Annotated in this window: 26 protein-coding genes; 7 read left to right on the top strand and 19 right to left on the bottom strand. The window is 39.9% G+C overall.

Annotated features, from left to right (window positions below):
- Positions 1-63 precede the first annotated feature (63 nt).
- The 16 genes from BM736_RS09665 to BM736_RS09590 all read right to left on the bottom strand — a co-directional run bounded on the left by BM736_RS09665 (position 64) and on the right by BM736_RS09590 (position 15,820).
- On the bottom strand, positions 64-1,101 hold the full coding sequence (locus BM736_RS09665; RefSeq protein WP_083700024.1) for a lipopolysaccharide assembly protein LapB: 1,038 nt from the start codon (positions 1,099-1,101) through the stop codon (positions 64-66).
- Positions 1,102-1,133: 32 nt separating this feature from the next.
- The gene (locus tag BM736_RS09660; protein ID WP_076411329.1) at positions 1,134-2,102 is read right to left on the bottom strand and encodes a type II secretion system F family protein; all 969 of its coding nucleotides are present in this window, start codon (positions 2,100-2,102) and stop codon (positions 1,134-1,136) included.
- A 2-nt stretch (positions 2,103-2,104) separates the two neighbouring features.
- Entirely contained in the window at positions 2,105-3,082 is a 978-nt protein-coding gene (locus BM736_RS09655) for a type II secretion system F family protein (protein ID WP_076411327.1), read from the bottom strand.
- 11 nt (positions 3,083-3,093) lie between these two features.
- Entirely contained in the window at positions 3,094-4,419 is a 1,326-nt protein-coding gene (locus tag BM736_RS09650; protein ID WP_076411325.1) for a CpaF family protein, read from the bottom strand.
- Positions 4,420-4,421: 2 nt separating this feature from the next.
- On the bottom strand, positions 4,422-5,717 hold the full coding sequence (locus BM736_RS09645; RefSeq protein ID WP_076411323.1) for a P-loop NTPase: 1,296 nt from the start codon (positions 5,715-5,717) through the stop codon (positions 4,422-4,424).
- Positions 5,718-5,783: 66 nt separating this feature from the next.
- A complete protein-coding gene (locus BM736_RS09640; RefSeq protein WP_076411321.1) occupies positions 5,784-6,242 on the bottom strand; it encodes a TadE/TadG family type IV pilus assembly protein in 459 nt (152 codons plus the stop codon).
- Entirely contained in the window at positions 6,239-6,706 is a 468-nt protein-coding gene (locus BM736_RS09635; protein WP_076411319.1) for a TadE/TadG family type IV pilus assembly protein, read from the bottom strand. The genes BM736_RS09640 and BM736_RS09635 overlap by 4 nt, the downstream gene beginning before the upstream one ends.
- 11 nt (positions 6,707-6,717) lie before the next feature.
- Entirely contained in the window at positions 6,718-8,046 is a 1,329-nt protein-coding gene (locus BM736_RS09630) for a Tad domain-containing protein (protein ID WP_076411317.1), read from the bottom strand.
- 147 nt (positions 8,047-8,193) lie between these two features.
- Positions 8,194-8,472, bottom strand: a complete 279-nt coding sequence (locus BM736_RS09625) for a hypothetical protein (protein WP_076411315.1) — start codon at positions 8,470-8,472, stop codon at positions 8,194-8,196.
- A 74-nt stretch (positions 8,473-8,546) separates the two neighbouring features.
- Positions 8,547-9,995, bottom strand: coding sequence for a type II and III secretion system protein family protein (locus tag BM736_RS09620; protein WP_083700021.1), 1,449 nt, complete (start codon positions 9,993-9,995; stop codon positions 8,547-8,549).
- 45 nt (positions 9,996-10,040) lie between these two features.
- The gene (gene cpaB, locus BM736_RS09615; RefSeq protein WP_076411313.1) at positions 10,041-10,877 is read right to left on the bottom strand and encodes a Flp pilus assembly protein CpaB; all 837 of its coding nucleotides are present in this window, start codon (positions 10,875-10,877) and stop codon (positions 10,041-10,043) included.
- Positions 10,878-10,917: 40 nt separating this feature from the next.
- A complete protein-coding gene (locus tag BM736_RS09610; RefSeq protein ID WP_143562373.1) occupies positions 10,918-12,234 on the bottom strand; it encodes an AAA family ATPase in 1,317 nt (438 codons plus the stop codon).
- 2 nt (positions 12,235-12,236) lie between these two features.
- Complete coding sequence (locus BM736_RS09605; RefSeq protein ID WP_076411311.1) at positions 12,237-12,812, bottom strand: prepilin peptidase; 576 nt, start codon at positions 12,810-12,812, stop codon at positions 12,237-12,239.
- A 90-nt stretch (positions 12,813-12,902) separates the two neighbouring features.
- A complete protein-coding gene (locus tag BM736_RS09600) occupies positions 12,903-13,103 on the bottom strand; it encodes a Flp family type IVb pilin (protein ID WP_076411309.1) in 201 nt (66 codons plus the stop codon).
- 835 nt (positions 13,104-13,938) lie between these two features.
- Positions 13,939-14,352 carry a helix-turn-helix domain-containing protein gene (locus BM736_RS09595; RefSeq protein WP_076411307.1) on the bottom strand — a complete coding sequence of 138 codons (414 nt, stop codon included), beginning with the start codon at positions 14,350-14,352 and terminating at the stop codon, positions 13,939-13,941.
- Position 14,353: 1 nt separating this feature from the next.
- Positions 14,354-15,820: a L,D-transpeptidase family protein gene (locus tag BM736_RS09590; RefSeq protein WP_179079034.1), complete on the bottom strand. Its 1,467-nt coding sequence runs from the start codon at positions 15,818-15,820 to the stop codon at positions 14,354-14,356.
- 379 nt (positions 15,821-16,199) lie between these two features.
- Between BM736_RS09590 and BM736_RS09585 the strand changes: the two genes are divergently transcribed.
- The 7 genes from BM736_RS09585 (at position 16,200) to BM736_RS09555 (ending at position 23,142) form a co-directional block, all read left to right on the top strand.
- On the top strand, positions 16,200-16,481 hold the full coding sequence (locus BM736_RS09585; RefSeq protein ID WP_076411303.1) for a hypothetical protein: 282 nt from the start codon (positions 16,200-16,202) through the stop codon (positions 16,479-16,481).
- Between the two features lie 56 nt (positions 16,482-16,537).
- Positions 16,538-18,631, top strand: a complete 2,094-nt coding sequence (locus tag BM736_RS09580; RefSeq protein WP_256717775.1) for a sulfatase-like hydrolase/transferase — start codon at positions 16,538-16,540, stop codon at positions 18,629-18,631.
- A 1-nt stretch (position 18,632) separates the two neighbouring features.
- The gene (locus BM736_RS09575) at positions 18,633-19,982 is read left to right on the top strand and encodes an arylsulfotransferase family protein (RefSeq protein WP_076411301.1); all 1,350 of its coding nucleotides are present in this window, start codon (positions 18,633-18,635) and stop codon (positions 19,980-19,982) included.
- Positions 19,983-19,996: 14 nt separating this feature from the next.
- On the top strand, positions 19,997-20,248 hold the full coding sequence (locus BM736_RS09570) for a hypothetical protein (RefSeq protein ID WP_083700018.1): 252 nt from the start codon (positions 19,997-19,999) through the stop codon (positions 20,246-20,248).
- A 3-nt stretch (positions 20,249-20,251) separates the two neighbouring features.
- Positions 20,252-20,656: a hypothetical protein gene (locus BM736_RS09565; RefSeq protein WP_076411299.1), complete on the top strand. Its 405-nt coding sequence runs from the start codon at positions 20,252-20,254 to the stop codon at positions 20,654-20,656.
- The gene (locus BM736_RS09560; RefSeq protein ID WP_076411297.1) at positions 20,649-21,728 is read left to right on the top strand and encodes a sulfotransferase; all 1,080 of its coding nucleotides are present in this window, start codon (positions 20,649-20,651) and stop codon (positions 21,726-21,728) included. The genes BM736_RS09565 and BM736_RS09560 overlap by 8 nt, the downstream gene beginning before the upstream one ends.
- A gap of 148 nt (positions 21,729-21,876) precedes the next feature.
- Entirely contained in the window at positions 21,877-23,142 is a 1,266-nt protein-coding gene (locus tag BM736_RS09555) for a GGDEF domain-containing protein (protein ID WP_076411295.1), read from the top strand.
- 81 nt (positions 23,143-23,223) lie between these two features.
- On the opposite strand, the gene BM736_RS09550 is transcribed toward BM736_RS09555, so the two are convergent.
- Genes BM736_RS09550 through BM736_RS09540 form a run of 3 tightly spaced genes read right to left on the bottom strand, consistent with a single transcriptional unit; the run spans position 23,224 to position 25,788 of the window.
- Positions 23,224-24,150, bottom strand: coding sequence for an FAD:protein FMN transferase (locus tag BM736_RS09550; protein ID WP_256717774.1), 927 nt, complete (start codon positions 24,148-24,150; stop codon positions 23,224-23,226).
- Positions 24,147-25,583: a DUF3570 domain-containing protein gene (locus tag BM736_RS09545; RefSeq protein WP_256717773.1), complete on the bottom strand. Its 1,437-nt coding sequence runs from the start codon at positions 25,581-25,583 to the stop codon at positions 24,147-24,149. The genes BM736_RS09550 and BM736_RS09545 overlap by 4 nt, the downstream gene beginning before the upstream one ends.
- Positions 25,570-25,788, bottom strand: coding sequence for a DUF4266 domain-containing protein (locus BM736_RS09540; protein WP_076411293.1), 219 nt, complete (start codon positions 25,786-25,788; stop codon positions 25,570-25,572). The genes BM736_RS09545 and BM736_RS09540 overlap by 14 nt, the downstream gene beginning before the upstream one ends.
- Positions 25,789-25,823: the final 35 nt, after the last annotated feature.

Below are 25,823 nucleotides of genomic sequence, written 5' to 3'. Positions count from 1 at the left end.
ATAAAAACGCCCTTTGGGCGTTTTTTTATGGAGTAAATTTATGACTCAAGCAAAGCAAACTTGCTAACGTCGCTGCTGGCTTCGTAGTTCCATCGAGGCGCGTTTGAGATTTTTTTGTGCCTGCTCGAAATAGCTTGGCGAGCTATCTATAGCTCTTTGAAACAAGTCGATAGCTTGTTGGTATTGCCCCTCTAACATCAAAAAATAACCGAGATCATTTAACGCATCGGCAGGCTCCATAGTATGCTCAAAAGTTGTTAATGCACGTCCATAGAGGCCTTTTCTTACATAAACTAAGCCTAAATTTGTCCAGCCTCGATCAAAATTCGGGTCTTCTTTTACTGCCTTTTTAAGGTATTTCTCAGCAAGCGTAAAGTTGCCAGTAAGGTAATAGGAATAACCAAGATTAGTGGTGATAAGCGCTGAACGCGGCTCTCTTTGTAATGCTAATTGATAATAGTCTCTCGCTATCTGATGGTTATTGTCCATATCCTCTAAGATAGCGATAGCATTATATATTCTTACTGGTGACTCCTTATCTAATGGGTAGAAACCATTGGACATCATACTATTGCCATCGACTTCAAGGCGTTTTTGATCTAGCTCGACAGCCTTCATCAAATGTATTCTTGCTTGTGTATGCTGGCGCTTATCCATATTAATTAGCCCTAAGCCCGCATGTGACATTAACATATTCGGGTCGACCACTAGCGCTTCATTGTAAGTTAGATAAGCTAATTGAATATTACCTTTGATGCTGTGTATTCTTGCAATGTTATACAGTGTTTCAGCATTTTGATCATTAAAGTCCAGTGCCTGAACATAGAGATATAATGCTTGATCTAAATTTCCAGATTTCTCTTCATGACTGGCTCTTGCTAATGCATCAGCTTCATCTTTTGGTGGATTAGCAGCAGCGACTGACACTGCAGTGTTACCATCATACAGATCTTGGCGTGAAGGAGGCGTGTTTTCGACTGCCGCGAGCTCTTCATCTTGAGTAGAGCCGCAACCTTGCATAAATATAACCATAGAGAGGCAAGCTGTGGTAAAAAGCATACGGCTGTGTTTTACAACTTCATATCTCTTGTTTGTGCTCATCTACGCTCTCCAGATCCGTTTATCAAGTGAGACTAAAATGCCTGTCCCCATACCTTCATGACTTTGAGTACGGCAGGACCTACAGCGACAATAAAAAAGGAAGGCCAGATACAGCACATCATAGGAAAAATCATTTTAACTGCTAGCTTTGCCGCTTGCTCTTCAGCTTCCTGCAAACGTTTATTGCGATATTCATCTGAGAAAACCCTTAAGGTTTCAGCAATACCTGTGCCTAAACGAATGCTTTGAGAGATAGCTGAATTTAACCCTTTAATGTCTTCTAAACCTGTCCTATCTACAAACTCCTCTAGTGACACTTTAACCGTTAAACCTGCCCTCACCTTGCTACATACGAGCTCGAGTTCACTAGCAAGGCTTGGGTGACTTAACGCTAATTCATTCGATACTCTTTGAATGGCTGCTAATAAGCCAAGTCCAGCTTCACAGCAAACGACTAATAGATCTAAAGCATCAGGAAAACCTCGTCTCAGCATCTTCATGCGTCGCTTTGCTAATGTTTGCAATATCATAGATGGTAATAAGAATGCACCGCCCATTAAGAATGCAATGACATAAACCGTCATCATAGTAGACAGATCAGGGAAATAGGTCAGCACGATGACGGATAACCCAGCCCCTAATAGTATTAAAATCAATCGAATAGAGCTGAAAATTGATAGAGCATTTTCAGAATGAAGGCCTGCATGAATTAATAGTTTTCGGGTTTCATCATTTGATAAGTTAATTGGAGAGCGTTTAGGTGAGTGGCTTATCCCATGTTCTAGCGTCGAATTAACATCATTTTGAGCATCAAAAAGTGGTTCACTTTCTTTATTTATATGCTTTAAGCGTTTTCTTAATGGTGAGTAGATCCCGCTTATAAGAAAGGAGATAGCAATTGCAAACGTGATCCCAGCGATAGCAGCAATACCATAAATCCCCCACTTTACATTTTCAGGGTCATCAAATAGCGAGCCAAATAATCCAATTAAATAATCCATAGTTACATATCTATTTTAATTATCTTACTGATCCACCAGCCACCAATTGTCATTCCTATGGCCCCCCACATCAATAACTTTTGCCCAGCTTCTGTCCCTGTTAACTCACCAACATAACCAGGCGTCTGGATATAAATCACTGCAAATAATACAAAGGGTAGCAAAATCAAAATCCAGGCAGATAACCGCCCCTCAGCAGATAATGTTTTGACTCTGCGCCTAAAGGTAAATCTTTCACGAATCACTCTTGAAAGGTTACCTATATTTTCCGCAAGATTACCCCCAGTTTCCTTTTGCACCATCACTGCACTGGCAAACGCCATTGCAGAGATACTCGGTACCCGCTCGATGAAACCAAGTAAGGCTCGTTTAGTATCTTTAGTGTAGTTTATATTGGCAAACATCAACTTAAACTCTTTTGCTATTGCACCATCAAGCTCTTCAGTAGCAAGTTTAATGGCATCTGAAAAAGAGTATCCAGCCTGCAGTGCCCGGCGAATGACATCAAGTGCATCTGGAAAACTCCCCTCTATTTCATCCATTCTCTTGTTCGTGTCGCGATTAAGTTTAAAATTAAATAGAAAAACAGTGATAGCAAATAGCACAAAAGTAACAGTAGGGTCTTTTAGGAAGGTCCAAGTAATTAAGGCAACGATTGTGGCGGTAACAAGGGTCAATAATAAAAAGTGATGACCCATCATTTTATAATCAGCTAACTCTAACCGATAACTCAGGTTCTCAATAAACTCAACTTGTTCAAGTGTCCTTCCTATTTTAGTCACTTTTTGCAGGCGGCTTTTCCTGAGAAGTGAGGTTTCATATGCTTCACCATCAGCCTTTTCTGAAAGCTGCTTTAACCTTTTACGTACTAGCGCAGTATTCGCTCTTTGAGGGCTGTAAACGGGTAGAAATAAAGCTTGTGATAATAAAATCACTGCTAAAAAGATCAAACCAAGAAATATCACTTCATTAGAAAACATGTCAGTAGCCCCTAAAAATCAGCAAATGGATCGCCGCTATTAAACAGTTCGTAAGGAAGGTCAATACCATGTTGCTTAAGCTTGCTATGAAAACCAGGGATCACGCCAGTAGCATTAAAATTACCAATTATGTCACCATTTTGATCGCGCCCTTCACGGACAAAATGAAAGATCTCTGACATAGTGATAATCTCACCCTCCATCCCATTAATCTCTTGAATACTGGTAATACGTCTCCCCCCATCTTCGAGTCGCTCAAGTTGCACAACAAGATCAATAGCTGAGGCAATTTGTGTACGAATATTACTTACTGGCATGTCAAAACCAGCCATACACACCATGTACTCTAGGCGCCCTAATGCATCCCTTGCGCTGTTAGCATGTAAAGTTGTCAAGGACCCTTCATGGCCGGTATTCATTGCGGTTAACATATCTAATGCTTCACCACCTCGCACCTCGCCGATAACGATTCTGTCTGGCCTCATTCTCAAGCAGTTCTTGACTAGCTCACGCTGACTAACTTCACCTCTGCCCTCAATATTGGCAGGACGAGTCTCTAGTCTTACTGTATGAGGCTGCTGTAATTGTAGTTCAGCAGAATCCTCAATCGTCACGATGCGTTCATCACTTGGTATGTATCCTGATAACATATTAAGTAATGTCGTCTTACCACTACCGGTTCCCCCTGATACTAGAATGTTAAGCTTGCCAGCCACTGAGCCTTTCAGTAGCTCAACCATAGGTGCGGTGATTGAGCCATAACTTATCAATTGTTCAGCTTTTAGCTTATCTACAGCAAAACGTCTTATTGATAGAGCTGGGCCGTCTAGTGCAAGCGGCGGAATGATGGCATTAACGCGAGAGCCATCCTCTAGCCTTGCATCAACCATAGGGGACGATTCATCAATACGTCGCCCAACACTAGAGACGATTCGGTCAATGATATTCAGTAGGTGTGCGTTGTTATGAAAGTTAATCGCAACAGGCTCTAATTTACCTCGTCGCTCTACATAGACACGATCAAATGAGTTAACTAAGATGTCTGAAACTGAAGGGTCAGCAAGTAATGTTTCAAGTGGACCTAAACCCAGCACTTCATCTATGATTAGCTTGATTAGCCTTTGTCTAGCGGTAAGGTTTATTGGGAGATGTACATCATTAATTAACTTTTCACAAATATCAGTGATCTGTTGCTTAGCTTGGTCTTTTGATATTGTCTCTATTAATGAAAGGTCCATCACATTAAGGAGCTGATTATATAGCTGCTCTTTTAGCAATAGCTCCTCTTGTGAAAGAGGCTTAAATTCTACTTCTTCATTATTTTGTATCAGGCTCATTATCACTTCCCTAATAGTCGATTCCAAAATCCATTTGAATGCTCATCTGCTGATTTAGATTTTGGGAAAAAATGCTCTGTGACGCTGATAAGATCGGTTAGCATCTGTTCTCGTTTTGCCACATCAACAATTGGTGTGCCTAGATCGATACACTGGCTAGCTAGTTTAAAGTCATTAGAGACCACAAATACTGAATTGATCCCAACAGTCTCTTTGATATCTTTTAACGTAATGCCCGAACTGGTTTTTTGATACCTATTGACTAATATGTGAATTTTACCTTTTTCAATTCCCATAAAGTTCACCAGTTGATTAACCACAGCTCGTGTCTCGCGTATGCTCATTACGTTTTGCTGCATCACCAACAGAATCTCAGCATTAGTTAACATATCGGCATTCCATACCTCTGGACCTCTAGATAGGTCAATAAAAACCTGATCGTAAAACTGTCGGCATTTAAGCAGGAGATCATTAGTATTTCTAAGGTTTATAGGCTCTGGAGAGTTAAGCACAGCAAAAGGCTCTGCAGCTAATAGGTGCAAGTGACCTCGATTAGTCATCGCTCCTTTTAACGCCACTTCATCTAATGAGTCTAGCTCCTGTATAGCATCTGTAATGTAATAGCTTGGCTCTAAGCCCAACATGTGAGCTAAGGTGCCCTGTAGTAAGTCAGTATCAAGCAGGGAGACCTCTCCCTCCTCTCTCGCTGCAGTTATCACAGCTAAGCTCGTTGCGATGAAACTTGCACCAGAGCCACCCTTGCCGTTCACAATGGCCAAAACAGGTGCTAGATCCGCTTTTTCAGCGAGTTTATTGGCAATTTTCTCTAATGAAGTAACGAGTTCATTATCAGCGCTATCAATAGGAATAAAATCACTCACACCTTGTTGAAATGCCAGTCTTAGCACATTCTGAGGCGTATCTTGCCCTAAAATAATAACGTCGACTTGGTATGTAGCTGCAAGCTTTAGTGCTTGAACAGCTTGAGACTCTTCGTTGGGTAAAACCAATAAGATAAGGTTAAACGGGCGAGCATTAGGCTGATTACTAATAAAGGGGTTCAGTGTTTCAATAGCTTGCCATGAAAGGTTTAAGCAATTATCGAGTATCGCCTCAATTTCACTAAGGGACTGATGCTGGCTATTAATGACTTGGGCATGAACAGGGTATGGCAAAATGCTATTTGTCTGGTGAACAGTCGTTTTATGCATAGTTTTTGACGTCGGATTCGCATGCGTCTTTAAGTTAGTCTCCTTTTCATTATTATCAGACACTATTAACTCCAACGGCTTATCCATTCGGCCTTCCTTCCCAGAAAAAATCCTTATATTTACTATAGTAAGAATTTCGAGACTGGAGATGAATTAATTACAATCTATGTACCCACTACCTGGGTCTTCATCATCAACATGGTAAACCCCAAGGCTTTCTCTCGGTAAAAAAGTCGTAAAAGTCGGCGAATTAATGACTCTTGCGAGCCCGGGAACCAAAAACTGATGTTGATAATTTGATATATCGGCTCTTACTAAGGCAATATCAATACCAGTAGCGGTATTGCCAGCCTCATCTAAATAACTGATGGTTAAATTTGAAGGAGACAGGTTAGGGATAAGATTCGCACCGTAAAACAGGGCCATATTGCTAATATCTGTGTCGTCAATCTGGCAAACGACGGCTATTCTAGCGGCTCTACGTGAGGCCTCGTGAAGTACATTGTAGGTAAACATCAAGCGACCCACTTCAATAATGGCAAATAGCAAAAACAGAAAAAAGCCGCCAACAATGGCAAATTCAACGGCATAGACTCCCTTTTGGTATTTCATATCGCTCTCACCGTATAACTAACACTCATATTGAAGCTCATATCAGAACTTCCCTTCTCTCCTAAACTAAAATGAGACAGTCGCTCTCCGAATAGGGGTTGCCAGTCATATTCTACAGTTATCGTGATTCTTTCTGTTGCCGGTAATGCGGTTATCGTCACATCTGATGGAGATAGGCCATCCAGCAGCGCAGAAGTACCGCCGACGTAGCCGTACACTAAGATATCTTTGGTGTTAGAAATACAGTTTTTGCAACTCGCATCATTAAACGGATCAGGCAGGTTTTCAGTGGTATTTTGAATTGCGGTTGTAGATATATAACGACCAGCATCCCTTACCATTCGAGTCAGGTGGCTATATTGAAACAGAGCTCGACCAATCTCACCTGTAGCAAACACCAGAATAAGTAACATAGGAAGCATGATAGTAAACTCAACTGCTGCGACGCCTTTTTGATTTATCATCACTGTCTCCATTATGAATCTGGGCTATCAGGATCACGATAAAGCACTATGGTTGAGGTGTTACTGACAAATCCAGGGTCCAGCGAAGCACTACCAGTGCTTGAACACACGCGAGCAAACTCACCGACAATATGAGCATCATTCCCCTTCTGGTTTACTTCCTGAATTAAAAAGAAACAGCCAGTTCCTAATGAAGTAATAGTATTTGCACCATTTGTCATCCCATCACAAAGGCCGACAACAACAGGCAGTTCCCGACGCCCACCTGAGGTATTAACGGTGTCTATAGATATGTCACCGCTGTCACAGTTAAGTAATTCATCATTATCTAGATAGTTCTGGTAGCTGTATTCAGCCTCTCCTGCATCAAGTGGAACAATCACACCATCCGAATCAACATCAACTCTGTCCCCCTGGCATATATTGGTGTCTCTTTTATGATCTGTTGAATTGACCCCCCCACCTTGCCATTTTCCTAAACGCGTATTAATGCCTTGCACGACAGGCCCTACAGTATTTCCAGGCTCAGTATTTACTTGATCACCAGGGCTTACACAGGAACCTGGGGTAAACTCACCAGCTAAAGCCCGGCGGATATCAGCGCCGCCTGATGAACCATCGAGGCGGAGTAATTGAAAGTTTCCTGGACCAATCGCAGAGCCTTGATTTGAGCCTGTCTTCATGACATAAAGGGTACGTAATGGTAACCCAAATGGTGCATCAGTCACTTCACCTGAAATCGGGTCAGTAATGGTAAAGTCTGGATCAGAATTGACACCACAAACCATTAAGGGCACAACTCGGTTAAGACATTCTATATCGGTACTTTTACCAGCAACGGCCGAAGCTCTAACCACTTTATTAAAATTTAAAATTTGTGCGATAAAGTTATTAAGCCCAACATTTTCAATACGTACACGTACATATTTACTGCCTTCATCGAAAACAGGAATAAAAGGATCTGGCCACTCAGAAAACTCAATAAAGAGATTAGGTGTAACTTGCGTTGAGTTATAGTCTGGCGATGAGAGGCTTATACTTGTATCTAGGTCAGCATTTTCAGAAAACTGAAAGTTTTCTATGAGGATGGCTGTCGCCGCTTCTCTGGCTTCATAAAGGCTCCCTCCACCTTGTAATATTTTGCCAGCATATAGCGCCGAAGAGTCTGCCGCATTTTGCAGACGCCCTTTATCCAACAACATATGGCCACTGTCTAAGGCTAACGCTGCCACAGCAAGCAATGAAAAAAGGCCTATTGTAAACATCACAAGCATAGCGCCACATTGCTTTGAACAAGTACGAGAGTTTAGCTGTTTAACAATATTTTGTGAGGGAAACATCTTGCCTCCATTCACTATTATCTATTGGCTATTAGCTATCCGTTGGCAACCCTGCTTCAAGATAGTCTAGGCCACATTATTACCTAAGTTTAAGTATGGTTTTCAGTACATACTCTGTAAAGGTAGAGAAGATTAAAAAGGTAGCCATTATTTATTTACTTTAATCGTAATCTTTTCTCTGGCATTCCTAGGTAGGTAGTTACTGTCTCTATAGGATTTCATCACCTTTTCACCATAATTTCCTTCTAAGGTTAAAACAATCCCCTCATTTCTTTCTGGAGCATTCATATCGAGTATCTGTAGTTGCTTTACTTGATGGTAACTTTCACCCATTGGAAAGTTATTCAGCTCAGCACAGCCCGTTAAGCTTACAACTGATACAGCTACAACAACTTTCAAATAGTTGACTATTTCTCTACTTTTCATCACGTTAATCTCCAACACTTTTCGTAAAAACTCTCTCTTTCTACTTACGTACAGGCATATTTCATACAAAACCACTAAAGCGAGTGACCGTATTTTTGTTGAGTGCCGCTATCATCTAATTTTACTTCACTTTCTACAGCCTCATAGGGGGTTTGATGTTTATCAGAATCTTGCTGCTTTTCTGTTAACTTGCCTAATAAGTAGAATTCGATATCAGATGGAGAGACAAAGTCGTCTGTGGGTAAAGAGATCTGTTTTCTATTAAATGGCCTTACGAGCCTAGGGGTCACTAAGATCACAAGTTCACTCTGACCGCTTTTAAAGCTTTTACTGGTAAACAGTTGCCCAAGTATCGGTATATCACCCAAGCCTGGTAACTTATCGATATTTTCTCTTAATGTATCGCTGATCAAGCCACTAATTGCGATCGTTTGACCATCGGCTAACTCAACAGTTGTAGCCGTTGTACGTTTGATAATAGAGGGGACAACAAGGGCAACACTTGAACCGCCTCCGGAAAGTGTCACGGAGTTAGCGTTACTGACTTCACTCACCATCACATTCAAATTCAAATTGATCTGTCCAGAATCTAGCACTATTGGTACAAATTTAACCCCAACACCAAAATCTCGATATTGGATTGTGGTCGAGCCATTTGTGCCAGGCACAGGGATTGGAAACTCACCACCAGACAAGAACTCAGCTGATTGTCCGCTCATTGCGGTCACATTAGGCTCAGCGAGGACTTTTGCAAGGCCATTTTGTTTGGCTACATCTAATGCAAAATTCATCAATAAGTTGTCATTAAGATACCTTGCAAAGAAACCCCGGTTATCTATCGCTGCAGCAGGGTTTAAATCAAAAGCACCACCGCCGCCAGCCGTACCTCCTGAAAACTTATCTCCTTGACTGTATATAAAAAACTTTGAATCAAACTGTTTGGCTACTTCTCGTTGCACTTCTGCTATAACCACTTCAAGCATCACTTGATGATCGCCACCTACAGTCATCATATTGAGCACACTGCTCTTCACTTTAGATACAGAAGCTGCTTGCGCATAGGCTTGTGCTAACTCAACCGCCGTATTCATCTTTTGTAAATTTGAAGCCTGTCCACTAATGAGTAATTGGCCTTGCGACGTTTGTACCCCAAGCTTTTCAGATGGTAGGAACTCATGTAACCTCGTTTTTAACCCATTAAGGTCGTGCGTTATCTCAATATCCAGTACCTCAACAAGCTGCTCATTTTTATCCCAAATCATTATATTTGTACTGCCTAACTTTTTACCAAGTACATATAACTCATTGTTAGGCAGTAATTTTATATCACCAATTTTTGGATTACCGACACTCACCCTATGAACGGCATGTCCAATCTTAAAAACTTTAGATTTAAAAATAGGGATATGTTTTATCTCTCTTTCCGCCCCCGTAGGACCACCTGCATAGCTTGTAAAAGAAAACAAACATAAACCAAAGATGCAAGTTGCTAGCCTAGCCAAATTAAGTATTGAACGTGCCATGGTGCACTCCTGTATGTTATTTATGGAAACCATAAACACTTAACGCTAATTATTGACCTTGATAACCTGCTCTTTCATTCCTTTTAGCAGGTACACTTTTGATTTAGATTCAGAGGATACTCTCACGATGGCTGGGATAGGTTCTGTCACGATATTCTGCTCTTCCGCAGCAGAAACGCCAGTATCTTCGACAGCTCCACTGTCTGAATCTCGGATCAGAGCGAGCTCAACTTTGGCAGAATCATTGGGGTTTCTTAAAGCAAGTTGCAACTTACCGCGCCCCTTAGCAATCATAATGGTTTCAGCTTGCTCGAGGTTTAACTCTAGTGTGACAGCACGTACAAGTTTAGGCTTGTTCTCGTCATTAGAAGCACGTTGATCAATTGCAAGGATTTTGACGTTTGCTAATACAACATCTGTTTGTAATCGACCATCTCTTTTAAAAAGATTGAGCACATCAACACGATTACCAGGGAGTAAAAAACCTGCAACACCAATGACATCATTAACCCTAATAGTAACAGCTCTCATCTGGGGGGAGATCAAACTGGCTAAGGTACTGCCTTCACCTTTCTTAGTTAAGCGTTCGCTACGTAAGATTTCACCAACATAGAGGTTTTGCTTAACCACCATGCCTTCAGCTTCTTCAAAAGATTTGATTGCCGTCTCTGGGATCACAGAGTTTGGCATAGGGGTTAACTTAAGGTTTTTTCGCTCAAGAATTGCTCCTAAAGGCGCAACTGTTGCCATAGTGATCACACCTGTTGATGCTTGAGGAGAGTTTGCTTCAGTATTTGATTTGAGCCAACTTTGAGCAAGAAATACAGCAGCAACGCCAAATATCAATGAAAGTAAGACAAATAATAGTGTTTTATTGTTCATCAAAAGCTCCTTAGACGCTTATTGATATCAAGGCTGTTTATTAGACAAAGTAGATAGACCAAGCTTCAGCAATTAAAGACTTGGTGACCTCTCGCTTTAACCCCATAAAGCTGATTTGATCTGACATTATCCCTAACAGGTCTCTGGGGTAACAAGGGATCAAAGGCTTTTCAAATAACTGATGATAATCATTAAGAAGGTGACGGTATTCCTCTTCATGACACACTAACTTTTGCTCTTCACACACTTGAAACCATATTTTTCTATATAGCGGTTCATCGAGTGCATCAAAGTGGATCTTGTAACCCAGTCTTCTTAAAAAAGCATCATCAACAAGTTCATTAGGATTTAGATTAGTAGAAAAAAGTAGAATTAGCTCAAAAGGGATCTCAAAATGCTCGCCAGATTGTAATGCAAGAAAGTCACGTCTCTCTTCCATAGGGATAATCCAGCGGTTAAACAACTGTTTTGCACTGATTTTTTGACGGCCAAGGTCGTCTAATAGTAAGATGCCATTGTTCGCTTTTAGCTGTATTGGGGCCATATAGGTCCTACTATGGCTATCAAATTGCACCTCAAGCATCTCGGCGGTTAACTCCCCGCCGGTAATTCTTAACGGGCGTTTACACTTTATCCATCTCGGATCATGACCTTGTACTAGGTCTAACTGGTTCATACTCGATGTATCATCATCGACTCGATAATGGAGCTGAGGGTCATAAACCTGAATAATTTCATTACCAATAGAGATGGCATAAGGGATCAAAACTGAATCACCCAATGTCAAGTTTAGGTTCCGACACAGGTAACTTTTACCAGTACCTGGAGGCCCATAAATAAGCACTGGCCTACTAGAATTTAAAGCTGGGCCAATTTTGTGCAGAAGATCATTAGGTAGCACAAGTGACTTAAGTCCATGTTGTAACATCTCAAGTGTTATTGAGTTTCGTCTACTCGACTGTTGGCAACATATCTCTGTATATTGTGCCAGAGGAACTGGTACTAAACCTCTATAACCGCTTTTAGCAGAGGCTTGTTTGGCATACTCGTCCCCTCCTTGGCTTAATGCATAACGCATCTGCCCATCAGGGGTGGATTGTCGATTTTCTACCCATGCCAACTGTTTAGCATCGTCCAACAGTTTCTGAATAATCCCCCCTGTTATCCCCATGTTGGTGACTATTTCAGCCTTTGTGAGCACACCACCTGCAAGTAAGTGCTTTAGCATAAGCTCAAGTAACACTGACTCTTGTATACCAGTTTGTTCAACGGTTTTTGGCCTAGGCGCTAATTCACTGCTATTTAATTCTTCAATTTTGGGAGGTGTTTGCGGATCGTCCGTGCTAAGTCTCAACATATTTATATGCCCCAAAGGCCAAAGTATTGATTCCAATTAAAATACAGCGCTAAAATTTCACTATTCAAAGAGCAAGCCCATAGCCAGCCGATAGCGAGTGCAGGAGCATAAGGCACTTTTTGCCCTGCTGCTTCATCAGCTTCAGGCTTAAAGTAACTTTGTAGATAGATGCAATCCCAATATCTTTTTAAGGTCTTAACCAGACCTCGAAAACCAGTCTTCCAAATGATCAACACAAGACTCGTTCCAGCACCAGCAACGATGCCATATGCGATACTGGAAAAAAGCAGTTCAGGCCCCATTAACGCACCTATTCCCATCATCAGCTTGATATCACCTGCACCTAAGATCCGAAAAAGAAAAGTTGGGAAAAGTAGAATGAAGGCTAGCCCAAAACCGAAGCTTGCCATTAACACACCAGCAAGTTGTGCATAATATGCATTAATCGCAAAGCCAGAGAAAATAGCCAATAAACAGAGCTTATTAGGGATCTTTTCTTGATAGAGGTCCATGATTATCGCTGCGGTAAAAAAAAGACCTGATAAGATAAGCTGAAGAGTTAATTGTGTTTCAATCATAACCAGTCACCATGGACATAATTATAGAAAACCTGCTTTAAAGCTTGCCCACATCCATATGGGCACCGAGTTATATCTAAAAGTGTTATTCTAAGAGCCAGATGTACAGTCACTACTTGCACCTGTTACAGCTGAAGCAAGACAGTTAAGCTTGCTTGTTGCATTTGAACCAAGCTGATTAAATGCCGCAATCATACCGCCAACAACTAAACCACCTGCAATCGCATATTCAACAGCAGTTAAACCACTTTCATCTTCAATAAAGTCTGTAAATATCTGTTTAATATTCATGAGTCGATCTCCTAATCATATATACGGCACTTGGCCATTTACTTACCTCAATGAATCTATCTCAACTAGCTTTTATCAGACCTGTTATTAGACCTGTGATTAGAGAATGATTAACGAAATAGTTAACAACTAATTCGCGTGCTCTACTAACACGAGATAAGTGATTTAATAAGCAAACATCGCTTATTCCACTGGCCTTAAGTGTCAAAATTCATAAACATTTAAAGCTAACTTAAAAGTAGCAAATCCCTCTTATCCCCTCTATGTGGATAAATTAAATGATCTAAGAGTGCTCTGCTCTTTAAGGAGTAGATATATCCCATCTAAGGAAAGCTTGGAGGTGATAGATGAAGAAAGTCTCTATTTTCAATTGAAATTTAAAACCACTTAAAACATTCACCATTTAAACAAAGGGTTATAGACTTATAGTTTTAAAAGAAAATACAAAATCATTTTTTAGATTTTTATATACTTAAGTTAAATTAGATCACTTATTTAATCAGTTGGTTTAAACTTACAATACTAAAAATATGATTGAGGCAGTTGAAAGCCTTGGTAGTACAGCCATCGAAGAGGAAATCTAAATCATTTTCATCTAGATATTGGAAGAAAGAAGTGATCGATGCTCAAAAGTGGAAATTGAAGTGCCTAACACTTCAACAAGAGTTGGTGATATCTATTCTGTATCAAGGCTAGACGCTAAAAGCCCGTCTATAAATCCTCCCTATCTATCAAAGTCTAGTGCCAGAACTAAATTTGTAAAGTTATTAGTAGCACAGCTTACTTTTCAATGTACTCATGCCATGACAATTCTAGTCATGGTTATAAATATCAGTTAATCAGCGTAACCTAAGCGCTCAATGATCCTGTAAATATTACTGATCTCATAACTTACGCCAAAATTATCCAAAATATAATTCTGAATCTCACTACCGTGCAATTTATCCTTGTCGCAGCTGCTAGTCCTATGCTTGATAAAAATAGACAATTGCTTCAGCTGCTCTTCTGTTAACGCAGCTGGCCTGCCGCTATGTTTTTTATCTTTCAACCCCTCTAAACCTTGGCTTAAATAGCTACTCACCCACTTATTTACACTAGTACGGCTCACTTTGAGGTAATCAGAAATTTGATATCGTGACTTTCCCTCATGAAAATGCAATAAAGCTAATAATTTCAATCTCATTCTGGCATTTTTTTCTTGACGAATTAGTTTCATAAAATCAGGAGCTTCTAGACTGTCATTAATCATCTTAACCCTCACTATCACGTCTGTAGATATCATCTCTTAACTGTAATTTTCCTCGTTCATCTACCCAAGTTGTATGATAGGTAATGAATACAGGCAAAGGCTGCCCGACTTTATATGATTGTGTCGATTTTTCATTTACCGCCCTTCGCAGTTTACTCATTCGATTATCACCTTGCATTAAGTAGTCAGAAAGACCTTGGGGGTTCTCCAATCGAATACAGCCATGACTCATAGCTCTATTGGGATAGGAAAAGAACGACTTTGTTGGTGTATCATGCAAGTAAATCGCACTATTGTTGGGAATCCTAAATCGATATCTTCCTAGTGCATTTTTAGCACCAGGTAATTGAATCAGCTGATGATTAGTCAGTAGTGACGCTAGTTTTTTACTATTGATCTTATCGAGTGCTATTAAAGAGAAATCATCGAGTCTTCTTAATTTAAAATCTTGATGGCTTAAGTAGCCAGGTTGCTTATCATTAAGCGGGATCAACTCTTTACTGACTATGCTCCAAGGTGGGGTCCAACTTGGGTTTACTGTGATTTGAGTTAATGTTGTAGTCATCGTTGGCGTAGGTGTTTTCGGCTTTCCAACGATAACTTTCATTGTTAACACCTTATGCTCATTTTCTAAGAGCTTTAACTCAAAGCTAGGAATATTGATCCTCAAATACCTACTAGGTAACTCGTTAGGTAATTTGAACCAGCGCCATAGATTTAACTGCATGAGTTCGACACGCTTTCTAGGCAGTACATTGAGTAAGTTAATTGTGACCTCATCGAGTTTGCCATTTTCAGCAATACCGTGTCGCTTTTGAAAATTTTTGATACCTTCAATTAAGCTAGGATCGTATATCGCTGCTCTATGTTGTGATGGTTGTGATGGTTGTGATGATTCAGGGGGATCGATATCACCCAGCTCAACTAAGCGCTGCCTAAGCTGCAGAATATTATTGTTACTTTGTCCTAATCTAAATGTCATCCCCTCAATGCCTGGCCATGGCTTTCTCGCTAAGGTTTTATAATGCCTGATCATCTCTCTTAACCTTGAAACTTCATCATAAGGTGGTGATAGACTTGAAATAAAACTAGAAAATGAATTTTTTTTCGCCATATCGATAAAATGAATCTCAGTGAATAAATCAACCCCACCATTAGAGGCGTTTACAGTATTTAAAAAATACACTGCAGCCCTTGTATAAGCCTGATCTTTTTCATATGTCATTAGCAATTGAGTATCTGTTTGTTCAGAAGACAAAAACTTTGCTATATCAACACCTAAATCATCCATTAATAAACTGAAACTTACTGCTTGTATGGTTAACCCATATTTATCAAACCAAACGAGTTGATTACCGTTTGATTGATATATATCTGTAGCTGTTAATGCCCTACTTGAAGGGCTCGGCTGAGCGAATGCCAACGAAGAATAGAAGAATAAACTGATCATAAACACAATATTCTTCATCATCATTCTCCCATATCAATAAAAACCACTAGGTAACTTCTTCGTTTGTCTCAATCATGACATTTAGAACAAACCTCTTTTAACCAACTGTTAAACCAACAAAACATTCATACTTACAAATGTATTCTCATTATTTATCACACAATAATATCAATGTTGCTCCTTTAAGATTTAGTACACTCCACTAAGAAAAACAAAGTTAACCAGATCAAGTTAGCACAGTATTTTTATCCGAAAACACCTCTATTCCTGTAAGTCCCAACTATACTTTCTTAAGTTAACAACACGAATTTAAGACAATGGTTATGACAATAGTTAAGAGAATCGAATGAAACCTAACCCTAGTTAATGCTAGTGCCTTTAATGCTTTGGGAGCTTTATGGACAGACATTTTGAATTGATACAACAAATAGGTTTAACCTTAGTAATCATCTGCTTATTACTTGTGAACCTCGTCCCTGCATGGGCGGTTTACCAGTCTCGATTATCGATTAAAACTGATAAGCCTTCAGGTTCGAGTTTGGCGGAGCGATATCTAATACTAGGGGATTGGCCTGCCGATTCTGAGCTTGCTAGTGTTATTAAGGATAATCAAAACTATATAGTCACTTCAGCGGTAGAATCCGAAGCTAGCACATTGATAAAACAGGTAGAAGATTGATATAGGCATCAAGTTAACTGAGTTGCGTCTAAGATGAATATTCGATAGGAAAAAGCATGGAAAGTGATATGCAAATTGATATGGAATCTACAGAAAACTGTATCTCGATGAAGCGAACCTTCTGGCGCACCAATGCATTAATGCTCCTTTTTCTGGTCGCTTTATATAATTTCAAATTACTCATTCAATATTTTTCATCTTTCTCCATAGCATCTGTCATGACCCATGTAAGAAGTGAAGATCTGATGAGCCCTGGACTGTTATTTGATATAGGAATATTCATTTTTTTAGTTGTTTTGTTTCATTTTATTTGGTCTTTGATTATCACTATCTCATGTAAACCATGGTTTAAACTCATTAAGCATAATGGAATTAAAACCCAAATTTGGTTTGTCATCGTATTACTTCACTTTACATTAATACTCGCAGCGAATGCCTATTTTTATCCAACGTCATTATTAGGATTTCTCAGAAATACCCCTATTGCGAGCCCAATCAGTTTACTTATGATGTTAACCACCGTAATCACACTATTTCTATGGGCAACTTATTCACAGTTTGGCAAAAAAAACACTTTAGTTGGGATAGCCTCTGCCACAGTATTAGTATTCATTTTAAATTACAGTCCTGAGCCTAAACACGCTGCGAGTGTTCAGCAGAAGCCAAATATCTTCATTATAGGCATAGACGGTCTTAGACCCGATCATCTCAATTACAAAAACAGTACCAATAATTTTACGCCATTTATAGATGATTTCATTTCTCAATCTACAGTTTATAGCAACACCTATACCCCCCTTGGTCGTACATATGTCGCTTGGATGAGCATCTTATCTGGCTTGTACCCAAAACATCATGGCGCAAGGTTTAATTTGGCTCCACCAGAGCTTGTTAATCAAGAATTTCCACTGATAAGAGAACTAAACCGTAAAGACTATCAAACGACATATGCTATGGATGAGAGACGATTTAATCAAATTGATGCTTCCTATGGCTTTGATCAGGTAATAGGCCCCAAAATAGGAGCAGCCGATGCCATCATAAGTGGCTTAGCAGATTTTCCACTGATTAACTTGCTATCAAATACTCCTGGGGTCTCAAAGCTATTTCCCTACTTGTATATAAATCGAGGTTACGGAAAAGCTTATTCTCCAATAAAATTTAATGATGAGGTTCTCCGCAGCTTATCGAGTACAGAACCAAACTTTCTATCAGTGCATTTCTGCCAATTACATTGGCCCTATACCTCCAAAGATTTTATCGACGTTAATAGTGCTGAATGGAAAGGGAACTATAACCATTTCATGTACCAAGCTATGTTAAAGAAGGTTGATCTGCAGATAGATGATTTTCTCTCTAAACTTGAGCAAAGAGGTTACCTCGATAATGCCATTGTTTATCTCATCTCAGATCATGGTGAAGGGTTTATGCTCGAACAAGATGAAATTAACAACCCATCTTTAGCCATGAACGAAACATTACATACCAGCGCATGGGGTCACGGCACTAATATTTTGAGTCAAGATCAAACTAACGTATTGATGGCATATCGCCGTTTTGATAATCAACAGATATCACCTCCTATTAATAAAGAAATCCAAGGTAGTTTCTCACTCATTGATATTGCTCCAAGCCTATTTCAAGAGCTTAGCTTAACACTGCAAAAGAGCGATCAACCTTTTGATGGGCTTCCGTTACAAACTGCAAATGATACGAAAGTAGACCGTTCAATCTTTGTAGAGTCTTCGGTTCCATTTCGTTCGATTAATGCCAGTTTTATCGACGAAAAGCAGGTTATCTATGAAACCGCTTCTAATTATGAAGTCAGAGAAAATGGCCGTGCAGTCATTATTCCTTCAGTTTATAAAGAGATGGTGGCCAGGAAGCAGCGAGCTATCTATTTTAAACAGTGGCAGCTAGCCATACTACCTAACTTTGATGAGCTAGTGCTGATAGATACACATAAAAAGCTATGGTATCAAGTGTCACAGTATCAAGGTAAAGCACCTTGGAGAAGCATGCTATTTGATTTATGTCACCACTATAAAAACGATCTCGGATTCGATCAACGTCTCCATTGCAAACAAAGCCAAGTTACACAGCGAGCTAGTAACATACAGGCTTTAAACCAATTAGAGTTAGGACAATAGAATGGCTATCCGAAGCATAATTATTGCTCGAACACTATTTAACCTCGCGGTTTTAATCAGCTGCTTTTTGCTTGGTGGTCTGTTCGCATTAAACCAGTGGCAACCTTTTACTTTCATCTTTACTGCTGTGGCCGATACTCAGGGGCTATGGAACAGGTATACCGCCTCAACTCCCCGACTTTTAGAGCCTATTGTCTATCCAGGAGATGGTGTGAAAAGTTATAACCTTGATAAGGCGTATACTGGCTATACCCTTTTACAAGGGACCATGCCTGGAGGCCCACAAGTCAAACTGATAGACATGAATGGTAACGAAATACATCGCTGGGATGTAAATTTTTTTGATATTTGGCCTACCCCTGATCACCTGAGCGAGAGCTTCAGGCCTGTATCTGAACTTTATACACATACTCAAGGGTTTGTTGCCTTACCTGATGGGTCAATCATAGTAAATGTAGGGGGTAAAGGGTCGGCAAAATTAGACAAATGTTCAAATGTGATCTGGACCGTAAATAGACGTACACATCACTCTGTAACCCAAACTACTGATGGGAATTTCTGGATCCCTGCTCACCGAGATATTGAAGATATTCCAGAGCACCTTCTATTTGCCGGTATAACTAAAGATCATCTTAATAATAGGGAGCAAGACACATTTTTTGGCTATGAAAACCTCATATTACTTATCGATAATGAGGGCAACATACTAAGAGAGTTTTCTATGCTTGAAGCCATATATCAAGCCAGTTGGGAGGCTGCGGTGGTCAGCTCCTTAAAGTCGAAACCATTTGATCTTACCCATATCAATGATATTGAGATAGTCACCCCCGCATTAGCAAGAAAAATTAACAATGTGAATGAGGGCGATCTTTTAATCTCTATCCGACAGATGCATATGCTCACTATTTTAGATCAATTTACAGGCAAAATTAAGTGGCGTCACTTCGGCCCTTGGGTGAGCCAACATGATCCTGATATCACCATTGAAGGTAATATAGTTGTCTTTAATAACAGTGTCGTAGAGGTCGCTTTCAACAGGCCAGCAGGGAGTAATATTGTAGAGCTAGACCCTGCGACAAACCAGACAAGAATTCTATACCCGACTGAAGATTCGCCATCATTTTTTACTAACATAATGGGTAGCCATCAAGGTCTTGAAAATAACAATAGACTAATTTCTGAAAGCCGAGCGGGCCGTGTATTTGAAGTCACTTCATCTGGAGAGTTAGTTTGGCAATACATATTACCCTATAACAATGATATGGCATCTTTGATTGCTATCTCTCAGAGAGTTGAAAGTGATTACTTTCAAGTGAATGATTGGCAGTGTGAACCTAAACAGCAAATTTAATATTTGAGGTTACTATGATGAACTTATTAAAAATATTTTTTCTTATCATCCCCCTTCTCCCATTTTCTGTAGAAGCGTACGTGGGCCCAGGGACAGGCCTTTCAGTCTTAGGTTCTGTCATCGCATTTGTCGGTGCTCTTTTATTGCTCATACTTGGCTTTATCTGGTATCCAATAAAGCGACTCATAACAGCCAAAAAACAACAAAAGCAACCTGAACAGATAAACAATAATGAAGCTAGAAATCGCCATAATTTGGACGACTAAGCCATGGAGCTATTTTTTTATATTATTTCAGTTACTTTATTTAGCTTATGTTTTGTCTACATTAAAATCACCAATCAATTCGAAGTGGTGATTAACCTTGTCAAAGATACTTACCAAGTAATCTCAGATAAAGAGCAACCAGATGAAGCTAAAGAACTAGCATGCCAGAAATCTAGTTTGGCACTCATAAAACAACTAATCATAATTGTCTCTAAATTGGCATTGGCACTGTTATCAAGCGCCATACCAGTCCTTATTGGCACTCAAGTTTCATTGCTTTCTTTCGAAAAGTTTCAGTTATTCATCTTTAGGCTAGATATATTCATTATTACCTGTGTAATCTTAATTATCCCCTTTACAGCCTCTTTGATTATCAAACAACTGAATAAAGGTGGCGATCATGATTAAAGATCAAAACTACTCATTTTTAGAACAAAAAGTTCACCAACTCGCCTTCAGCTCATCCTCATTGCAAAACATACTGGCAGACATAGAAAACTCGCTCTTTGAAGAGCGCTGGAAAAATATCAAAGTAAAGCAACCTATCTTTATCTGCTCTCTTCCAAGAGCAGGTACAACGATTCTACTTGAAGCACTGAATACACATCCGTCACTTGCCACTTATCATTATCGTGATATGCCATTTATATTGACTCCTTATCTTTGGCAGAAATTTTCCCATAGATTTCATCATGCAGGTATAAAAAAAGAGCGTTCACATCTTGATGGCATTGTGGTTAATACCGACAGCCCAGAGGCTTTTGAAGAGGTCATTTGGAAACTAGCGGCCCCCTCTGATTATAAACACAGTACGATTCCATTATGTCTTGATGCAAAAGATAAGCTTCAAACTTTATTGCATAAACAGATAAAAAAAATTATCGCTGTTCGTATGAAAGAGAATGGTAGTGCAAGCAGATACATAAGTAAGAATAATGCTAATATTGCGAGAACAAAAGTGATCAGCTCCCTCTACCCAGATTCAATCATTCTAGTGCCATTTAGGGACCCCTTTGAGCAAGCGATCTCGTTACTCCGTCAACATAATCACTTTAGTACTCTTCACCGTGACAGCCATTTCTCAAAAATATATATGAAAAGTATTGGCCATTATGAGTTTGGGGCCTTACATAAACCCATTGCCTTCCCAAAGCTTAAGCGTTTTATCGGCGGTCACCAATTCTCTGAATTAAATTACTGGCTTGCCTATTGGCTGGCCGCGTTTACTCACCTTTCTAGGTTGCCTAACATTAAACTCATCGGCTATGAATCACTGTGCAGCAATGCAAAACTGGGGATTAAATGTTTATCAGAGGAGTTACAACTCGATTGCAATCAGCCGATAATAGATTCAATGTCAAATAAATTACACCCTAACACTCAACAGCGATTTGATAACCATGACGTTGACCCCCAATTAAAAAAAGCATGCATCGAGTGTTACGAGCACTTGTTAAGCAGGTGCATCTTACAAAAATAAGTAAAATCAACTATTAAGCTATAGCGATGAACACTGGCTGTTTTACAAACAACAACTATACTCAACTATGGCTTATAAAAACGACAACATGAACATAGATTCAAATATACAGTGATGTAAAAATTGAGACTGACTAGGGAAAGCGTTAATGTCATCATTTGTAATCATTAGAAGTGCTCCGTTTCGAGTGCTCTTCCCATTAATATTGGCAATCCTGCTATGTTATTCTTTGGATAACATTTCAGCGATGCTTACTTCCTATGAAGGGCTTATTGAGTCATTTCCCTTTATCATGTTGTCTATTGTTATTTTTCTTAGCCAGCCCTTTAATCAAGGCGCTACGGGCCTAGTTGCGCTTTTAATGGCAATCAGTTTCTATTTAATGCAAAACTTTATTGATTTCGACACCATTAATGATCTGCAGAAGTTTTCCTACTATTTAATTGCATTCGCGCTCCCTTTAAACCTGTTTATCATCCACTTTCTACCCGAAAAACGTCTACTATCTCGCTTTGGATTAAACTATCTTTTCTTCATTATTTTTCAAGTGCTGTGGTGTTTTTTACTCATTGAACAACTTGAAGCAAAGCATGTTAGCTGGTTATGGGCAGCCTATCTAAAACCACTACCAACACTGTCCAGTTCCCCCTTTCTATTAATCATCATTTCGATTGTACTAACTGTGGTAAGCGCTTTAATGGTCTTATTCAGAAACTCAAACTTTGATCATACCGTTTATATCAATCTATTGTTTTCAACACTGGCGCTAGTGCTTTTCGACACCCCCTCAATTCCAGCCATCTGCTTTTCATTTGCAGCAATTTTGCTTGTCATTAGCATAATTACCTCCAGCCATGAACTGGCTTTTATCGACCAACTCACTGAACTACAAGGACGTAGAGCGTTAGAAATTGAAATGGAACATATCTCAGGCCTCTATACTATCGCTATGCTTGATGTCGATTATTTTAAGAAATTTAATGACGATTACGGCCATAGAACAGGGGATGAAGTATTAAAGTTAGTTGCCCAGTTAATGAAAAACACGGGGGGTAAGGCACAGGTATTTAGATACGGAGGAGAGGAGTTTGTTATCTTATTTAAAGCCAAAAACTCAAATCAGTGTCTCCCCTACCTCAATCAATTAAGGGCAAACATTGCTGATTATGATCTGATTATACGAGATCATCATGAGCGTCCTATTCTTGATAAGGATGGTAAACATAATCAACACCAAGTGGGTGAACATAAAAAGGTCAATATCACTGTTAGCATTGGCGTCGCCGATAGCATTAATGACAGAACAAAAGAGCATAACCTTGGCACAGACGAAGTATTTAAAGCAGCCGATAAAGCGTTATATCGAGCCAAGAGTGGCGGAAGAAATCGAGTGACAAACCTAAGATTTGCTTAAGATTTTAATACACTATTTGTCGGTAACTATTTTCTACAAGCTCTACTCTTGTATTGGATAGACTGGCCTTACCTTTGGATCTTAGCTAGACCAAATCACCTTATATTCAACCCCTTGAGATTGTAAAAACGCTTCTGCTTTTCGGCCCTGTAACATTGCTATCGTAGATAACATTCCCGCAGTTAAACAATTGCCAGCTTTAACAGTCACACACAGTGGTCCCCCCATAATAGGATACCCCGTAACAGGGTTTATAATATGCCCATACCGCTTGCCTTCATGGGTAATGTAACGCCTACTATTGCCGCTTGATGCCAAAGCTCCCTGAGACAACGTCATGATCTCATCTACATGGTCTAAATGCTCTGGCGACTCCACCCCCACTCTCCATGGTGTATTGTTTAGCACTGAACAGCTGATATCTCCGCCTAAATTGACTAAAACAGGCAACTGCGGATAGTGAAGTGCAAAGTACTGGGCTAATCTATCGCACGCATACTCCTTACCTATCCCTCCAAAATCAAGACTCACTCCCTTGGGGATGTATAGTTGATTGCCATTGAATTTTAACCCATCAAAACCAACTGTTTTGAGTGACCGAGTTATCGCTTCATGCGAAGGCACTGTAGCGCCTCGATGAAAAGCCCACAACTTTAAAACCCTACCAGCAGTAATATCAAATAAACCTTCGCTCAGTTCAAAACATTGCTTGGCAAAGCTGATTAACGCTATTGTCTCCTCGTCTAACCTTTGCCAACGGTCTACATTGCTATTGATCTGATCAAGCATGTTTCCTTTAATAAAACGACTGTACTTTAACTCAATACGCTTGGTTTCAGTTACAGCATGCTCAGCCATTTGTTTAACCAGCTGTCGCTTCGAAGATTTTACTAATAACTCACAAGGACTAGCCATAACGTGAAAGGTCACTTTATAGCAACCACTGATACCCGTAATTTGATAAAGCGCTTCGCGACTTAAACTTTTAGCCAAGGTTGTCGTTGTCATAGGAATGAAAAGCCAATTTGAAAAAAAACAGCCTTAGTGCTGGGATATAAGTCGTGTGCACTAAGCTGGCCAGTTGCAGCTTGATCGTTATCAAAAGGGTTTTGCTGATAATACTCTAATCGATAAGTCGCCAGGCCAGTATCTGATATCTGATGTCCAAACTTTATACCGAATGTATAAGCTTTCAAATTACCTAGCCTATAATCTGCGCTAGCATACTGAGGGAGCAGCTCACTTTCATTAAGGTAACGAGTATAAAAATCAGCAGCTTGTTGTTGATAATACCTAAAGTGGACTTGTCCAAACATTGTTGGAGAAAAATTATACCTATAATGGCTCTCTAAGGTATGAGAACTCACCCCCCAACTGTCTTGACTCAGGCGATATGAGATGTCGGCAACACCAGTAACAAGTGCATGCTTGCTTAAGAGAAAAATACTTTGCTTAGTGCGATCTTCAGGCCTGCTTTCATACAGGTAAGATTGGCTCGTCCCCTGCTCATCAATCACACTTAACAATTTATAGGGATCGGTCATATAGCCTGAAATGGTGGACCAATTTAAATTTAACTGCAGTAGCGAGAAACGCGTTAAAGTTTGAGTAAACCCTAAACTTAAATCAAATGTTTGCTTATCAGCGCTTCCCGTTTGCCTAGTGCTATCAAACTGCTCTCTAAAAGCCTCTTCTGTCTCAAAGTCTCTTCTAAATTGCATTTTACTTAATGGGACAGGTCTGTTACCAACTGGTTTAACGACATCATAATAATATGCTGCAGATAACGACACTTGAGTGTTGTTCTTATTAAAAGAGCGTTCCAATCCAGTATTTGCCCCTATGGAGGTGTAATCAAACTCCTTAGAGAAGTAGAGTCCATTTACAGAGGTCCATGTGGGTGACCAGATCTCCGTCCAATTACCACTTAACTGTAATCGCGTATCTTTAAAGGTATCGTCCAAAGGCTCAGCGCCAGCAGCAATGGTATACTCGCCATTGCCAGAGGGGCGTGTAAACGTTTGGGCAGCCTCTTGTGGCACAGCGCCATTCGCTGATGCGCCAGTTAATGTATCAAGTACTAACTTGCCAGAATAACTACGTTTGTCGCCTTGAATTTTTTCAATATAAAAAATCCCTTCAGCAGCAGTCACCTTATCAAGCTCTTGGTAATATAAAAAAGCCGTATCAATTTTGATATCACTATCAGCGCCGACTTTACCAGCCCCAAACTGCGCTTGATTAATTTGATTGTTTTCCACTAATTGTTCTTGTGCTAGCGCAGGTAATGCAGTGGCATTGAGCAGTGATAAGCTCGCGGCAGATAAACTCGATAACACTGCCCCATGGGGAGGAGTTTGCTGTTTAGGCACAATTAAAGGCGTACTGGACTCAGTATTAGACCCATCAATAAACTTAGTATTAGATTTAATTACAGCCACAGCCGCCACCAGCAAGCGCTCTACCACCGCTGGTTCCCTCTTTACTAAAGTAGATATGATCGTTAATCGTTAAATCCATTTTATCAATATCTAGAGCCATATCTTTACGCGCTAGCTGATCGCGTTCCCAAGGCTCGACCCCTAAGCTTGAACAACCAACAAGAGTAAAGCAGCATAAAATGGCGGTAATGAATGATTTTTTCATATTGCTCCACGTACGTATATCTATTCAATTTAAAT

Origin of the sequence: Shewanella sp. UCD-KL12 (genome assembly GCF_001957125.1) — a bacterium.
Classification (GTDB): Bacteria; Pseudomonadota; Gammaproteobacteria; order Enterobacterales; family Shewanellaceae; genus Shewanella.
Note: the sequence above shows the minus strand (reverse complement) of the source record. Positions and strands in the feature narration are given on the sequence as shown.